Below are 14,391 nucleotides of genomic sequence, written 5' to 3' on the forward strand. Positions count from 1 at the left end.
GCCCCTACCCGTCCCATCCCTCGAAGGGGCTCCGCCCCTTCGACCCCGCTGGGGCTGCCGCCCCAGACCCCGCTGTCGGCCCGACGGGCCTCGTCCTCAAACGCCGGACGGGCTGGGGGGGGTGCCTGGCCGGGCGCCGAAAGCGGCCGTTCCCGACCGTAGGGCAGCGCCGCTTCGGGTGGGTGGGGGGTCGGGACGGCAGTGCCTCGTCCTCAAACGCGGGACAGGCCGAGGATTCCTGCGGGGCGTTCCGACCTGATGGCGGCAGGGGCCGTATGCCCGGCGGGTCCCGGAGGACGTACCCCCACGAGCCCGCGGTCGCCCACGGCCGCAAGGGGATGTGTCGGGGGGTGCCCCGCCCGCAGAGTCCGGTGTCAAGAGATGGGGCCTCCTGGCCTACGCCCGCCACCGGACCGAGGACGGACACCCCCCGGCGCGGGCCCCGACCCACCACCCCACCGAACCGCGCTACACGTACCCCCCACCCAACACCAGCAGGCCGCCGCAGGCGTCTCGTACTCTTGAGCCCGTGCAGGAACTCCACGACGCCCCCCTCGCCCCCCTGACGACCTTCCGCCTGGGCGGCCCAGCCACCCGGCTGGTCACCGCCACCACCGACGCCGAGGTCATCGACGTCGTGCGTGAGGCGGACGCCGACGGGACGCCGCTGTTGGTGATCGGCGGGGGATCGAACCTGGTCATCGGGGACAAGGGCTTCGCGGGGACCGCGCTCGTCGTCGCCACCAAGGGCTTCGAGCTGGACGGCACCGCGCTCGAACTGGCCGCCGGCGAGGTGTGGACCGAGGCCGTGGCCCGGACCGTGGAGGCAGGACTCGCCGGGATCGAGTGCCTCGCCGGAATCCCCGGCTCCGCAGGCGCCACGCCGATCCAGAACGTCGGCGCGTACGGCCAGGAGGTCTCCTCGACGATCACCGAGGTGATCGCGTACGACCGGCAGGCAGGCGAGACCGTCGTCATCCCGAACGGCGACTGTGCCTTCTCCTACCGTCACAGCCGCTTCAAGGCCGACCCGGAGCGCTACGTCGTCCTGCGCGTCCGCTTCCGGCTGGAGGACGCCGAAGGTCTCTCCGCCCCGATCAAGTACGCCGAGACCGCCCGCGCCCTCGGCGTCGAGCCCGGCGACCGGGTCCCCTTGGCCTCCGCGCGCGAGACCGTGCTGAAGCTGCGTTCAGGGAAGGGCATGGTCCTGGACCCCGAGGACCACGACACCTGGTCGGCCGGTTCGTTCTTCACCAACCCGATCCTCACCGACGAGCAGTTCGCCGCGTTCCACGCGCGCGCGTGCGAGCACCTCGGCGAGGGCGTTCAGCCCCCGGCGTACCCGGCGGGGGAGGGCCACACCAAGACCTCCGCGGCCTGGCTCATCGACAAGGCGGGCTTCACCAAGGGATACGGCACCGGCCCGGCCCGTATCTCCACCAAGCACACCCTCGCCCTCACCAACCGCGGCGGCGCGACCACCGAGGACCTCCTGGGCCTCGCCCGCGAGGTCGTCGAGGGCGTCCGCGAGACCTTCGGCATCACGCTGGTCAACGAGCCGGTGACGGTCGGCGTCAGCCTCTAGGAGCGCGTCACCGGGGCTGGGCGAGCCAGTCGTCCACCCCCGCCAACAGCTTCGCCTTCATCTCCTCCGGCGCCGCCGACCCGCGCACCGACTGCCGGGCCAGCTCCGCCAGCTCCTCGTCGGTGAAGGCGTGGTGCCGGCGCGCGATGTCGTACTGGGCGGCCAGCCGCGAGCCGAAGAGCAGAGGGTCGTCGGCGCCGAGGGCCATCGGTACCCCGGCCTCGTACAGCGTCCGCAGCGGGACGTCCTCCGGCTTCTCGTAGACGCCGAGGGCGACGTTCGAGGCGGGACACACCTCACACGTCACGCCCCTGTCCGCGAGGCGCTTCAGCAGCCGCGGGTCCTCCGCCGCCCGCACCCCGTGACCGATCCGGTTCGCGTGCAGGTCGTCCAGGCAGTCACGGACCGAGGACGGGCCGGTCAGCTCGCCACCGTGCGGGGCCGACAGCAGGCCGCCCTCACCGGCGATGTGGAAGGCGCGGTCGAAGTCCCTTGCCATGCCCCGGCGTTCGTCGTTCGACAACCCGAAGCCGACCACCCCCCGGTCGGCGTACCGCACCGCCAGCCGCGCCAGCGTGCGGGCGTCCAGAGGGTGCTTCATACGGTTCGCGGCGACCAGGACACGCATTCCGAGCCCCGTGTCCCGCGACGCCGTCTCCACCGCGTCCAGGATGATCTCCAGAGCCGGGATCAGACCGCCCAGCCGGGGCGCGTACGAGGTGGGATCCACCTGGATCTCCAGCCAGCCGGAGCCGTCCTTCAGGTCCTCCTCCGCGGCCTCTCTGACCAGGCGCTGGATGTCCTCCGGCTGCCGTAGGCACGACCGTGCCGCGTCGTACAGACGCTGGAAGCGGAACCAGCCCCGCTCGTCCGTCGCCCGTAGCCTCGGCGGCTCACCGCTGGTCAGCGCGTCCGTCAGCGCCTCGGGCAGACGCACGCCGTACTTGTCGGCCAGTTCCAGCAGGGTCGTCGGCCGCATCGAGCCGGTGAAGTGCAGGTGCAGATGGGCTTTCGGCAGTTCAGAGACATCACGTACACGCTCCATTCCAGGATCCTGCCGTACGCCCCGCCCGTCCCGGTAGCGCTTTCCCCGAACGTGGTCTTGCTCGCACGCGCACACGACAAAGCGGGCCGCTCCACGAGGGAACGGCCCGCTCACCGTCTACTCACGTGAGTAGATGTCAGTCCCTGGCCTCGGCCAGCAGCTTCTGGATCCGGCTCACGCCCTCGACGAGGTCCTCGTCACCGAGCGCGTACGACAGCCGCAGGTAACCCGGCGTGCCGAAGGCCTCGCCCGGCACGACGGCGACCTCGGCCTCCTCCAGGATGAGCGCGGCCAGCTCGACCGAGTCCTGCGGGCGCTTGCCGCGGATCTCCTTGCCGATGAGGGCCTTCACCGACGGGTACGCGTAGAAGGCGCCCTCGGGCTCGGGGCAGACCACGCCGTCGATCTCGTTGAGCATCCGCACGATGGTCTTGCGGCGGCGGTCGAAGGCCTCGCGCATCTTGGCGACGGCGTCCAGGTCGCCGGAGACGGCGGCGAGGGCGGCCACCTGCGCCACGTTCGAGACGTTCGACGTGGCGTGCGACTGGAGGTTGGTCGCGGCCTTCACCACGTCCTTCGGGCCGATGATCCAGCCGACCCGCCAGCCCGTCATGGCGTACGTCTTGGCCACACCGTTGACCACGATGCACTTGTCGCGCAGCTCGGGCAGCACCGCGGGCAGCGACACGGACACCGCGTCGCCGTAGACCAGGTGCTCGTAGATCTCGTCGGTCATCACCCACAGGCCGTGCTCGACGGCCCAGCGGCCGATCGCCTCGGTCTCGGCCTCGCTGTAGACGGCGCCGGTCGGGTTGGACGGCGACACGAAGAGGACGACCTTCGTCTTCTCCGTACGGGCCGCCTCCAGCTGCTCCACGGAGACGCGGTAGCCGGTCGTCTCGTCGGCGACGACCTCGACCGGGACACCGCCCGCGAGACGGATCGACTCCGGGTACGTCGTCCAGTACGGGGCGGGGACGATGACCTCGTCGCCCGGGTCGAGGATCGCGGCGAAGGCCTCGTAGATGGCCTGCTTGCCGCCGTTGGTGACGAGGATCTGCGAGACGTCGGGCTCGTAGCCGGAGTCACGCAGCGTCTTCGCGGCGATGGCGGCCTTCAGCTCGGGCAGACCGCCGGCCGGGGTGTAGCGGTGGAACTTCGGGTTCTTGCAGGCCTCGATGGCGGCCTCGACGATGTAGTCCGGGGTCGGGAAGTCGGGCTCACCGGCGCCGAAGCCGATCACCGGACGCCCGGCGGCCTTGAGGGCCTTCGCCTTGGCGTCCACGGCGAGGGTGGCGGACTCGGAGATCGCGCCGACTCGGGCGGAGACCCGGCGCTCGGTGGGAGGGGTTGCAGCGCTCATGGGGCCCATCGTTTCAGACAGGAAACGCGCCCGGCACGGGGGTTTCACAGACTGAACATCAGCTGAACAACCGTGCGGATCCGGGCCACGGCCAGCGGATCTTGCGCCCGAGGACCGGTGATCTTCGGCCGATCTTTCGCCGGTCAACGCTCCCACGGGCACTTTCTGTTCGACGGCGCGCCCAGGACCACGTACACTCTCACCTCGTTGGCCTTCAGCGGCCCGCAGTCACAGGGTGCACACCGTGCACTCGCTCGGATGCGGTACGTTGGGGGACACACAAAGGGTCGTAGCTCAATTGGTAGAGCACTGGTCTCCAAAACCAGCGGTTGGGGGTTCAAGTCCCTCCGGCCCTGCTACACACACCTTCGCCAGGATGTGTGCGCATGTACGTACAGCAATGCACCGCCGTGCGGCTCAGACCGGGCGCGGCACGGCCACGACCCGGAATCAGGTGAGGACGAGTGACGGACGCCGTGGGCTCCATCGACATGCCTGATGCCCAGGACGAGGCGCCGGAGTCCAAGAAGACCCGCAAAGGTGGCAAGCGCGCCAAGAAGGGCCCGCTGAAGCGACTCGCCCTCTTCTACCGCCAGATCATCGCGGAACTCCGCAAGGTCGTCTGGCCGACGCGCAACCAGCTGACGACGTACACCACCGTGGTGATCATCTTCGTCGTCATCATGATCGGCCTGGTGACCGTGATTGACTATGGGCTCGACCACGCCGCCAAGTACGTCTTCGGCTGAGCCAAGAGCGAAGGGCGCCGCGGTTACCGGCGCCCCTTTCGCATGTTCCACCCCTATGTATCCAGGAAGAAGCAGCCACCGTGTCTGACCAGAACGTGAACGACGCCATCGAGCCACACGGGCAGGGTGTCGAGTCCGTGGAAGACGAGCTCGAGATCGTCGAAGGCGCGGACGAGGACCTGGACGAGGTCGAGGCTGCCGAGGCCGAGGCGGGCGAGCCCGCCGAGGAGGCCGCGCTCCACGTCGAGGACGAGTCCGGCGGTGACGTCGAGGCTGTCGAGGACGAGGAAGAGGACGCCGAGGAGGAGCCGGCCGAGCCGGTCGACCCCGTCGCCGCACTGCGCGACGAGCTCCGCACGCTCCCCGGCGAGTGGTACGTCATCCACACCTACGCCGGTTACGAGAACCGCGTGAAGACCAACCTGGAGCAGCGCGCCGTCTCGCTGAACGTCGAGGACTACATCTTCCAGGCCGAGGTGCCGCAGGAAGAGGTCGTCCAGATCAAGAACGGCGACCGCAAGACGATCAAGCAGAACAAGCTGCCGGGTTACGTCCTCGTCCGCATGGACCTGACGAACGAGTCCTGGGGCGTCGTCCGCAACACCCCCGGCGTCACCGGCTTCGTGGGCAACGCCTACGACCCGTACCCGCTGACCCTGGACGAGATCGTCAAGATGCTCGCCCCGGAGGCCGAGGAGAAGGCCGCCCGCGAGGCCGCCGAGGCCGAGGGCAAGCCCGCTCCGCAGCGCAAGGTCGAGGTCCAGGTGCTGGACTTCGAGGTCGGCGACTCGGTCACCGTCACCGACGGCCCGTTCGCCACGCTGCAGGCCACGATCAACGAGATCAACGCCGACTCGAAGAAGGTCAAGGGTCTGGTGGAGATCTTCGGGCGCGAAACGCCGGTCGAGCTGAGCTTCGACCAGATCCAGAAGAACTGACTCTCTCTGGACCCACCGCTTCCGCGCAGGTCAGGCGGGCTCTCGCAGCCGGTCTGACCTGCTCGGTTTTTGGCCGCGCATCTATACCCGTTATCGTTGTGCGGTATGCCTTCATCTGGGACGCGACCCGGGCGGAGGCACGCCTCAATCGAAAGGACCCGGAGAGTAATGCCTCCCAAGAAGAAGAAGGTCACGGGGCTCATCAAGCTCCAGATCCAGGCCGGCGCCGCCAACCCGGCCCCGCCGGTCGGCCCCGCGCTGGGTCAGCACGGCGTGAACATCATGGAGTTCTGCAAGGCCTACAACGCCGCGACCGAGTCGCAGCGCGGTTGGGTCATCCCGGTGGAGATCACGGTCTACGAGGACCGTTCCTTCACCTTCATCACCAAGACCCCGCCGGCCGCGAAGATGATCCTCAAGGCTGCTGGTGTCGAGAAGGGCTCCGGCGAGCCGCACAAGACCAAGGTCGCCAAGATCACCGAGGCGCAGGTCCGCGAGATCGCCACCACCAAGATGCCCGACCTCAACGCCAACGACCTGGACGCCGCCGCGAAGATCATCGCCGGCACCGCCCGTTCCATGGGCATCACGGTCGAGGGCTGACCCCAACCCCCCAAGCAGAAGTGAGTGGCGGGGCCTGCTCGGCCCGGACCACAACTCCTAAGAAATCACAGGAGCAGTAGTGAGCAAGCGCAGCAAGACTCTCCGCGCTGCGGACGCCAAGATCGACCGGGAGAAGCTGTACGCCCCGCTCGAGGCCGTCCGTCTCGCCAAGGAGACGTCCACGTCCAAGTTCGACGGCACCGTCGAGGTCGCCTTCCGTCTGGGTGTCGACCCGCGTAAGGCCGACCAGATGGTCCGTGGCACCGTGAACCTTCCGCACGGCACCGGTAAGACCGCCCGGGTCCTGGTCTTCGCGACCGGCGACCGTGCCGAGGCCGCGCGTGCCGCGGGCGCCGACATCGTCGGTGCCGACGAGCTGATCGACGAGGTCTCGAAGGGCCGCCTGGACTTCGACGCCGTCGTCGCCACCCCGGACCTCATGGGCAAGGTCGGCCGCCTCGGCCGTGTCCTCGGCCCGCGTGGTCTGATGCCGAACCCGAAGACCGGCACCGTGACCCCGGACGTGGCCAAGGCCGTGACCGAGATCAAGGGCGGCAAGATCGAGTTCCGCGTCGACAAGCACTCGAACCTGCACTTCATCATCGGCAAGGCGTCCTTCGACGACGCCAAGCTGGTGGAGAACTACGGTGCCGCGCTGGAGGAGATCCTCCGTCTGAAGCCGTCGGCCGCCAAGGGTCGCTACATCAAGAAGGCCGCGATCAGCACCACGATCGGCCCCGGCGTTCCCGTCGACCCGAACCGCACCCGCAACCTCCTCGTCGAGGAGGACCCGGCCGCGGTCTGAGCCACCGGCTCACCAGGCTCGAAAGCGGGCCCCACACTCTTCACGGGTGTGGGGCCCGTCCCCGTTCCCAGGCACGTTGTCAGTGCCCTGGGTTAACGTGCATTCACGGGATTCGCACAGGGGGGACGAATGACGAGCACGAGGGTGCGCCGGTCGGCGTTCTGGGTCGCGCTGCTGACCGCGCTGACGGCCCTGGCCGCCTGCACCTCCGCCGACCGCCCCGAGAAGGCGGAGCGCACCGGGCCGGCCCGCGCCGTGACGGCCGCCCTGCGCACCGTCGAGCGCTCCACCGACCGGGCCGCGTCCGCTCGCGTCAGATCCACGACCACCATCGGCTCCACGCTGTCCATGAAGGCCGACGGCACCCTCGCCTGGCCCGACGACCTCACGGGCATCATGACCATCACCTACACCGGGGGCACGACGGCCGAGGCGATGCGCCGCCTCGGGACCACGTCGATGGAGGCCCGCTACCTCCCCGACGCCTACTACGCGCGCATAGGCGAGGCGTTCGCCGCGAAGACCGACGGCAAGCACTGGATCAAGTACGCCTACGACGACCTGGACGACCTCGCCGGCAGCTCCGGAGCCGATCTCGCGGCCCAGATGCGCGATACCGCTCCGCACGCGTCGGTGAAGCGGCTGCTGTCCTCCACGGACGTACGGAAGGTCGGCGAGGAGACGGTCGCAGGCGAGCGCACCACGCACTACTCCGGGTCGGTGCGGGTGGACGGCGGCACCACCGAACAGACCGTCGACATATGGGTCGACGGCCGGGACCTGCTGGTCAAGAAGGTCGAGAAGGGACGGACGGCCACGGGGCGGCTGACCCAGACCGCGTACTACAGCGACTACGGAGTCAAGGCCACGGTCGAGAAGCCCCCGGCGGAGGACACGGCGGACCTCAAGAGGCTGCTGACGGGCTCGGCGGGGCGCTGAATTCGCAGGACTGTTCAGGCCGCCTGGGATACGCTCCCGATCTTGCTGTGCGCCGACCACGCATCAGCCATGTGTTCGCATCAGCCGTGTGTTCCTTGGGGGGAATCAGTGAGGCTTGCCGTACGTGCCGTCCTGCCTGCCGTCGCTCTGCCGGCCGCCGTGCTGCTGCTCGCCGGTTGTGGGGAGGGAGCCGGTGTGCAGGGGTCCGCCGGCTCATCGGCCGCCGACGCCGTCGCGCGGGCCGCGGAGAGGACCGAAGGGCTCGCTTCCCTGCGCTATCGCGTGACCGGCCGGTTTCCGGAGCGGGGGCGGATAGCGGACGAGGGGAGCGTCCGGAGGAAGCCGCTGGAGGCACGGCTCACGACGGCCAACCTGAGCGGCGACCAGAAGGGCGAGACCGAGCTGCGTCTGGTCGGCGGGGTGCTGTACGGCAGCGCAGGGGACGACATGGTCGGGCAGCTGGGCGGCCGGCACTGGATCAGCTACGGCCCGGACGAGGAGTTCACCACGGACAGCGGCCTGCGTATGGACGTCGGCGGCCTGCGCGACCAGGTCGGCCGCAACCCGGCACGGGAGGCCGCCTTCCTCGCCGACGCCGAGGACGTGAAGCGCGTCGGCTCAGAGAAGGTCGGCGGCGCCGATACGGCGCATTACACGGGCACGGCCACGGTCGACGAGCTCCGGGCCTCGCTCGAGGGGATCAAGGACAAGGCCGTCAGGGAAGGGCGGGCGAACAGCCTCGACCAGTACGAGAAGGCGGGCGTGGACGAGCTCAGCCTGGACGTGTGGGTCGACCGCGACGAGCACGTCAAGCAGCTCCGCACCCAGGGCTTCGGCCGCCACGGCGCGCTCGACCTCACCTTCACCTTCCTCGACCAGGACAAGCCCGTGAGTGTCCGCGCGCCGCGCGCCGACGACACGGCGGACATGCGCAAGCCGCTGAAGAAGAGCGGGAGCTGAGGGCCGTGGGGGCCGATTTGCCTGACTGCGACTGAGTCCCGTACTCTCCTACAGAAGCCAAAGACCGCTGGTCGTTGCCGTGCGCTCGTGAGAGGGCGCGGTGGCCGAAGGATCCGCTGAAAATGCGGGCGACCCGCGCAGGTGACTGTGGAAGAACTCCCGGAGCGCGTACGTCAACGTGTGTGCCACCGGTCGAGTCCGCCCCGTGCGCCTGCGCCGGGGCGTTTCGTTTTCCCCAGTCCTCCTTCGGGTCCGCGCGGTCAGAATCACCCGGAAGGAGGCCGAGGCTCATGGCGAGGCCCGACAAGGCTGCCGCAGTGGCCGAGTTGACGGAGCAGTTCCGCAACTCCAACGCTGCCGTGCTGACCGAGTACCGCGGTCTCACCGTGGCGCAGCTCAAGACGCTGCGTCGTTCGCTCGGTGAGAACGCCCAGTACGCCGTGGTGAAGAACACGCTGACCAAGATTGCGGCCAACGAGGCCGGGATCACGACGCTGGACGACCTGTTCAACGGTCCGACGGCTGTCGCCTTCGTCACCGGTGACCCGGTGGAGTCGGCGAAGGGTCTCCGTGACTTCGCCAAGGACAACCCGAATCTCGTCATCAAGGGCGGTGTCCTTGAGGGTAAGGCGCTCAGCGCCGACGAGATCAAGAAGCTTGCGGACCTCGAGTCCCGCGAGGTTCTGCTCAGCAAGCTGGCCGGTGCCTTCAAGGCGAAGCAGTCCCAGGCTGCCTCCGTCTTCCAGGCGCTGCCGTCGAAGCTCGTCCGCACGGTGGACGCGCTCCGCGCCAAGCAGGCCGAGCAGGGCGGTGCCGAGTAATTCGGCTCGCACACTGGCCGCCGCAGCCTGACCGCGGAGGCCACAGCGGGCCGACGTACGCCCGCCTCACCCAGTACATCCGGCACCTGCCGATTTAGTGGAAGGACCGCCATCATGGCGAAGCTCAGCCAGGAAGACCTGCTCGCGCAGTTCGAGGAGATGACCCTCATCGAGCTCTCCGAGTTCGTGAAGGCCTTCGAGGACAAGTTCGACGTCACCGCCGCCGCTGCCGCGCCGGTCGTCGTCGCCGGTGGTGCCGCTGGTGGCGCCGCCGCCGAGGCCGTCGAGGAGAAGGACGAGTTCGACGTCATCCTCACCGGTGCCGGCGACAAGAAGATCCAGGTCATCAAGGTCGTGCGTGAGCTGACCTCCCTGGGCCTGAAGGAGGCCAAGGACCTCGTGGACGGCGCCCCGAAGCCCGTTCTCGAGAAGGTCGCCAAGGACGCCGCCGAGAAGGCCGCCGAGTCCCTCAAGGGCGCCGGCGCCTCCGTCGAGGTCAAGTAAGACCTTTCGGTCGAGTACGACCGTCTCGCGTACTGAACGCAGCCTCGTAAGGCTGTAACGCAGTCGCCTCCAAGAGCGATCATCCATTCGGGTGGTCGCTCTTCGGCGTTCCTGGGGGCGCGGCCACGGTTACCTTGCACCCGCTAGGGCGGGGGGTATGGTGATCTTCGTCGTGTCTCCGGGAGCCCCTGGGTTCGGGCATGGGGGCCTTGACGAACCGCACGCAGCGCGCAATTCTCAGGACGCGTCGTCACAAGGATCCGAATCCGAGGCATGGATCGGCGACGAAGAGGGCAGTATCAACGTGCATTGAGGGCGAGCATGCCGAGGGCGTTGAGAACAACGAGGGTCGCGAAAAACCCGCACTGGACATCAGTGTGCCAAGTGGCTACACTGACCCTTTGCGCTGCCTGTTAGCTGTCCCCTGCCCGTCACCAGGGGCATGCCCTCGCTTGAGCACCGATGACCGGACCATCCCTGACCTGGCCATTCTTTGGTCGGAGAAGGAACCCCGTGTCTCTGTGTCCCGGTGAGGGGCCGGTACGCGCGTAGTGAGTCCGAGCCCTCGGAAGGACCCCCTCTTGGCCGCCTCGCGCACTGCCTCGACCGCGAATACGAACAACGGCGCCAGCACCGCCCCGCTGCGCATCTCTTTTGCAAAGATCAAGGAGCCCCTCGAGGTTCCGAACCTGCTCGCGCTGCAGACCGAGAGCTTCGACTGGCTGCTCGGCAACACCGCCTGGCAGAGTCGGGTCGAGGCGGCTCTGGAGTCGGGTCAGGACGTCCCCACCAAGTCCGGTCTGGAGGAGATCTTCGAGGAGATCTCCCCGATCGAGGACTTCTCCGGGTCGATGTCGCTGACGTTCCGCGACCACCGTTTCGAGCCGCCGAAGAACAGCATCGACGAGTGCAAGGAGCGCGACTTCACGTACGCCGCCCCGCTCTTCGTGACGGCTGAGTTCACCAACAACGAGACCGGCGAGATCAAGTCCCAGACGGTCTTCATGGGCGACTTCCCGCTCATGACCCACAAGGGCACCTTCGTCATCAACGGCACCGAGCGTGTCGTGGTGTCGCAGCTGGTCCGTTCGCCGGGTGTCTACTTCGACAGCTCGATCGACAAGACGTCCGACAAGGACATCTTCTCCGCCAAGATCATCCCGTCCCGGGGTGCCTGGCTGGAGATGGAGATCGACAAGCGCGACATGGTCGGTGTCCGCATCGACCGCAAGCGCAAGCAGTCCGTGACCGTTCTGCTCAAGGCTCTCGGTTGGACGACCGAGCAGATCCTCGAGGAGTTCGGCGAGTACGAGTCCATGCGCGCCACCCTGGAGAAGGACCACACCCAGGGCCAGGACGACGCGCTGCTCGACATCTACCGCAAGCTGCGTCCGGGCGAGCCCCCCACGCGTGAGGCCGCGCAGACGCTTCTGGAGAACCTGTACTTCAACCCGAAGCGCTACGACCTCGCCAAGGTCGGCCGCTACAAGGTCAACAAGAAGCTGGGTGCGGAGGCTCCGCTCGACGCGGGCATCCTGACCGTCGAGGACGTCATCTCGACGATCAAGTACCTGGTGAAGCTGCACGCCGGCGAGACCGAGACGGCCGCGGACAACGGCCAGACGATCGTCGTCGAGACCGACGACATCGACCACTTCGGCAACCGTCGTCTGCGCAGCGTCGGCGAGCTCATCCAGAACCAGGTCCGCACGGGTCTGGCTCGTATGGAGCGCGTCGTCCGTGAGCGCATGACGACCCAGGACGTCGAGGCGATCACGCCGCAGACCCTGATCAACATCCGGCCGGTCGTCGCCTCCATCAAGGAGTTCTTCGGCACCAGCCAGCTGTCGCAGTTCATGGACCAGAACAACCCGCTGTCGGGTCTCACCCACAAGCGCCGTCTGTCGGCTCTTGGCCCGGGTGGTCTCTCCCGTGAGCGGGCCGGCTTCGAGGTCCGTGACGTGCACCCGTCTCACTACGGCCGTATGTGCCCCATTGAGACCCCTGAGGGCCCGAACATCGGTCTGATCGGTTCGCTCGCCTCCTACGGCCGCGTCAACGCGTTCGGTTTCGTGGAGACGCCGTACCGCAAGGTCGTCGACGGTCAGGTCACCGACGAGGTGGACTACCTGACGGCCGACGAAGAGGACCGCTTCGTCATCGCGCAGGCCAACGCCACGCTCAACGACGACCTGCGCTTCACCGAGAACCGCGTCCTGGTCCGCCGCCGTGGCGGCGAGGTCGACTACGTCGCCGGTGACGACGTGGACTACATGGATGTCTCGCCGCGCCAGATGGTGTCGGTCGCGACCGCCATGATCCCCTTCCTCGAGCACGACGACGCCAACCGTGCCCTCATGGGCGCGAACATGATGCGTCAGGCCGTCCCGCTCATCAAGAGCGAGTCCCCGCTCGTCGGCACCGGCATGGAGTACCGCTCCGCCGTCGACGCCGGCGACGTGGTCAAGGCCGAGAAGGCGGGTGTGGTCCAGGAGGTCTCCGCGGACTACATCACCACCGCCAACGACGACGGCACGTACATCACGTACCGCCTGGCCAAGTTCGCCCGCTCCAACCAGGGCACCTCGGTCAACCAGAAGGTCATCGTCAACGAGGGCGACCGGATCATCGAGGGCCAGGTCCTGGCCGACGGTCCGGCCACCGAGAACGGCGAGATGGCGCTGGGCAAGAACCTGCTCGTGGCGTTCATGCCGTGGGAGGGTCACAACTACGAGGACGCGATCATCCTGTCGCAGCGCCTCGTGCAGGACGACGTCCTCTCCTCGATCCACATCGAGGAGCACGAGGTCGACGCCCGTGACACCAAGCTCGGCCCCGAGGAGATCACCCGGGACATCCCGAACGTCTCCGAGGAGGTCCTCGCCGACCTCGACGAGCGCGGCATCATCCGGATCGGTGCCGAGGTCGTCGCCGGCGACATCCTCGTCGGCAAGGTCACGCCCAAGGGTGAGACCGAGCTGACGCCGGAGGAGCGCCTGCTGCGCGCGATCTTCGGTGAGAAGGCCCGTGAGGTCCGTGACACCTCGCTGAAGGTCCCGCACGGCGAGATCGGCAAGGTCATCGGCGTCCGCGTCTTCGACCGTGAAGAGGGCGACGAGCTGCCGCCGGGCGTGAACCAGCTGGTTCGTGTCTACGTGGCGCAGAAGCGCAAGATCACCGACGGTGACAAGCTCGCCGGCCGTCACGGCAACAAGGGTGTTATCTCGAAGATCCTTCCGATCGAGGACATGCCGTTCCTCGAGGACGGAACTCCGGTCGACATCATCCTCAACCCGCTGGGTGTGCCGTCCCGAATGAACCCGGGACAGGTCCTGGAGATCCACCTCGGCTGGCTCGCCAGCCGCGGCTGGGACGTCTCCGGCCTCGCGGACGACTGGGCGCAGCGCCTCCAGGCGATCGGCGCCGACTCGGTCCAGCCGGGCACCAACGTCGCGACCCCGGTCTTCGACGGTGCCCGTGAGGACGAGCTCGCGGGTCTGCTGCAGCACACCATCCCGAACCGCGACGGCGAGCGCATGGTGCAGCCGACCGGTAAGGCGCGGCTGTTCGACGGCCGTAGCGGTGAGCCGTTCCCGGACCCGATCTCCATCGGCTACATGTACATCCTGAAGCTGCACCACCTGGTCGACGACAAGCTCCACGCTCGCTCGACCGGTCCGTACAGCATGATCACCCAGCAGCCGCTGGGTGGTAAGGCCCAGTTCGGTGGCCAGCGCTTCGGTGAGATGGAGGTGTGGGCGCTGGAGGCTTACGGCGCCGCGTACGCCCTCCAGGAGCTGCTGACCATCAAGTCCGACGACGTCACCGGCCGCGTGAAGGTCTACGAGGCCATCGTCAAGGGCGAGAACATCCCCGAGCCCGGCATCCCCGAGTCCTTCAAGGTGCTCATCAAGGAGATGCAGTCGCTCTGCCTGAACGTGGAGGTGCTGTCCAGCGACGGTATGTCCATCGAGATGCGTGACACCGACGAGGACGTCTTCCGCGCTGCGGAGGAGCTCGGCATCGACCTGTCCCGGCGCGAGCCGAGCAGCGTCGAAGAGGTCTGACGGGAGTCCGGC

The 14,391-nt window shown here is 68.1% G+C and carries 12 protein-coding genes and 1 tRNA gene; 11 read left to right on the plus strand and 2 right to left on the minus strand.

What is annotated here, in order from left to right; translation table 11 throughout:
• Nucleotides 1-529: 529 nt before the first annotated feature.
• Entirely contained in the window at nucleotides 530-1,585 is a 1,056-nt protein-coding gene (locus AQJ67_RS25900; protein ID WP_062721673.1) for a UDP-N-acetylmuramate dehydrogenase, read from the plus strand.
• Between the two features lie 7 nt (nucleotides 1,586-1,592).
• Here AQJ67_RS25900 and AQJ67_RS25905 read toward each other — a convergent pair whose 3' ends face one another.
• Nucleotides 1,593-2,630 (minus strand): adenosine deaminase, encoded by a 1,038-nt coding sequence (locus AQJ67_RS25905; protein WP_062721674.1) that lies wholly within the window; start codon nucleotides 2,628-2,630, stop codon nucleotides 1,593-1,595.
• A 136-nt stretch (nucleotides 2,631-2,766) separates the two neighbouring features.
• Nucleotides 2,767-3,993 (minus strand): pyridoxal phosphate-dependent aminotransferase, encoded by a 1,227-nt coding sequence (locus AQJ67_RS25910; protein WP_062721676.1) that lies wholly within the window; start codon nucleotides 3,991-3,993, stop codon nucleotides 2,767-2,769.
• A 283-nt stretch (nucleotides 3,994-4,276) separates the two neighbouring features.
• Between AQJ67_RS25910 and AQJ67_RS25915 the strand changes: the two genes are divergently transcribed.
• The 10 genes from AQJ67_RS25915 to rpoB all read left to right on the plus strand — a co-directional run bounded on the left by AQJ67_RS25915 (nucleotide 4,277) and on the right by rpoB (nucleotide 14,379).
• Nucleotides 4,277-4,349, plus strand: a tRNA-Trp gene (locus AQJ67_RS25915).
• Nucleotides 4,350-4,457: 108 nt separating this feature from the next.
• Nucleotides 4,458-4,742: a preprotein translocase subunit SecE gene (secE, locus tag AQJ67_RS25920; RefSeq protein ID WP_062721677.1), complete on the plus strand. Its 285-nt coding sequence runs from the start codon at nucleotides 4,458-4,460 to the stop codon at nucleotides 4,740-4,742.
• Nucleotides 4,743-4,822: 80 nt separating this feature from the next.
• Nucleotides 4,823-5,680 carry a transcription termination/antitermination protein NusG gene (gene nusG / locus AQJ67_RS25925; protein WP_062721680.1) on the plus strand — a complete coding sequence of 286 codons (858 nt, stop codon included), beginning with the start codon at nucleotides 4,823-4,825 and terminating at the stop codon, nucleotides 5,678-5,680.
• A 168-nt stretch (nucleotides 5,681-5,848) separates the two neighbouring features.
• Nucleotides 5,849-6,283, plus strand: a complete 435-nt coding sequence (rplK, locus tag AQJ67_RS25930) for a 50S ribosomal protein L11 (protein ID WP_028805116.1) — start codon at nucleotides 5,849-5,851, stop codon at nucleotides 6,281-6,283.
• 79 nt (nucleotides 6,284-6,362) lie between these two features.
• On the plus strand, nucleotides 6,363-7,088 hold the full coding sequence (rplA, locus tag AQJ67_RS25935; protein WP_062721682.1) for a 50S ribosomal protein L1: 726 nt from the start codon (nucleotides 6,363-6,365) through the stop codon (nucleotides 7,086-7,088).
• Between the two features lie 129 nt (nucleotides 7,089-7,217).
• Nucleotides 7,218-8,027, plus strand: a complete 810-nt coding sequence (locus AQJ67_RS25940) for an SCO4651 family lipoprotein (RefSeq protein ID WP_062721684.1) — start codon at nucleotides 7,218-7,220, stop codon at nucleotides 8,025-8,027.
• A gap of 108 nt (nucleotides 8,028-8,135) precedes the next feature.
• On the plus strand, nucleotides 8,136-8,987 hold the full coding sequence (locus AQJ67_RS25945) for an SCO4651 family lipoprotein (RefSeq protein WP_244190605.1): 852 nt from the start codon (nucleotides 8,136-8,138) through the stop codon (nucleotides 8,985-8,987).
• A gap of 290 nt (nucleotides 8,988-9,277) precedes the next feature.
• Nucleotides 9,278-9,808, plus strand: coding sequence for a 50S ribosomal protein L10 (rplJ, locus tag AQJ67_RS25950; protein WP_030046352.1), 531 nt, complete (start codon nucleotides 9,278-9,280; stop codon nucleotides 9,806-9,808).
• A 114-nt stretch (nucleotides 9,809-9,922) separates the two neighbouring features.
• Nucleotides 9,923-10,312 (plus strand): 50S ribosomal protein L7/L12, encoded by a 390-nt coding sequence (rplL, locus tag AQJ67_RS25955; RefSeq protein WP_030046353.1) that lies wholly within the window; start codon nucleotides 9,923-9,925, stop codon nucleotides 10,310-10,312.
• A gap of 581 nt (nucleotides 10,313-10,893) precedes the next feature.
• On the plus strand, nucleotides 10,894-14,379 hold the full coding sequence (gene rpoB / locus AQJ67_RS25960; protein ID WP_062721686.1) for a DNA-directed RNA polymerase subunit beta: 3,486 nt from the start codon (nucleotides 10,894-10,896) through the stop codon (nucleotides 14,377-14,379).
• The last annotated feature ends 12 nt before the right edge of the window (nucleotides 14,380-14,391 follow it).

It is taken from the genome of Streptomyces caeruleatus (assembly GCF_001514235.1).
Lineage (GTDB): Bacteria > Actinomycetota > Actinomycetes > Streptomycetales > Streptomycetaceae > Streptomyces > Streptomyces caeruleatus.